The organism is Paenibacillus naphthalenovorans (assembly GCF_900099895.1).
Lineage (GTDB): Bacteria > Bacillota > Bacilli > Paenibacillales > NBRC-103111 > Paenibacillus_G > Paenibacillus_G naphthalenovorans.
Genome location: NZ_FNDY01000098.1, coordinates 1 through 1,161 on the forward strand (window position 1 = coordinate 1; position 1,161 = coordinate 1,161).

General features: G+C 52.7%; 1 protein-coding gene. It reads right to left on the reverse strand.

The features are described from left to right. Nucleotides 1-218: 218 nt before the first annotated feature. The coding region (locus tag BLT35_RS26130) for an IS1380 family transposase (RefSeq protein WP_074730252.1) at nt 219-1,161 on the reverse strand (943 nt) is incomplete at its 5' end.

Genomic DNA, 1,161 nt, shown 5'->3' on the forward strand with positions numbered 1-1,161 from the left:
CCTGAATCCGTGACAAACTTAAGTCCACTCCGCCAGAGAGGGCAGTATATGGAAAAAAGTAATCGGAAATCCCCCCATCAGCTAAAGATTCGTGATGAAAACAAATCTACAAATGACAGAATCCATCAAGCAAGGCATGCTCAATAAGCCTTGCTGTTTACGGTAAGGCCGGAACAGGGAAGAGCAGTTTGGGTTGGTCTGGATGGCGAAAAATGGATTCAGGCAAACGCTTGGTACACTCGTCGTACGGTCTGAAACCAGGGACTGTATCGCCCAAAATTGAAAATCGTTTGACGAGCGTGTCGGCTGACTCTAGCCGCGATGTACACGATGTTTTGAATCACGGTGCGGATGCGGCGACGTTGTACGCCTCCCCGAATCGGAGCATCGTCTTGGCGCAAGCTTTCCTGCCCCATGATGCGGAGCAGGTTGTAAGCGAACACCCCCGCGTGCAAAACCAGATCGTTGGTATCGAATTTGCCGGCGGGCAGTCGCTCCAAATCCAGATCCGTCTTCAGCTCACTATGAAATTGTTCGCTCGTGCCGTGATCGCGATACAACTCGATGACACGCCACGGCGAGCAGGTAAGAGAAGTCCAATAGACGTTCACTTCAATTTCCGGGAACAGGAGCATCTGACCTTCACGGTCGATCGTCCGTACGATCACTTGAAACACTTGACGAAGGGCTTGATCGAAGCCTTTTTCGGGAAAGGCGATCACGCCCATGTATTCCGTCTTGCCGGGGCGCTGCTCACAGGCCATGCCCTTGTCTTCGGCGATCCGTAGCCAACTTTCCTTGGATGTATTGCGCAGATTGACCTTGATGATATAATCGACCTCTGGCTCAGCATGACACACCTGCAGATTTTCCAGACTGTCGTGAGCGGAATCCATCCGCACGAGAAGGCGCTCTTTCGTGATGCGCCGGGCATACTGGATGCTTTCGCGCAGAAAATCAGCGCCATCCTTCTGACTGTGCGTGCTGCCTTCCCGAAGCTGCACATTCACGCTATACCCCTCCTGTCCGAGGTAGGCGAAAATGGGGGCGTAGCCGAACGTGCCTTTGTAGGTCAACGAAACACCCTCTTTTTTCGTACCGGAGTTATCGAACGGAGAGACATCGATATCCAGCGGAATCACCGTATGCTCGCCTGCTGTC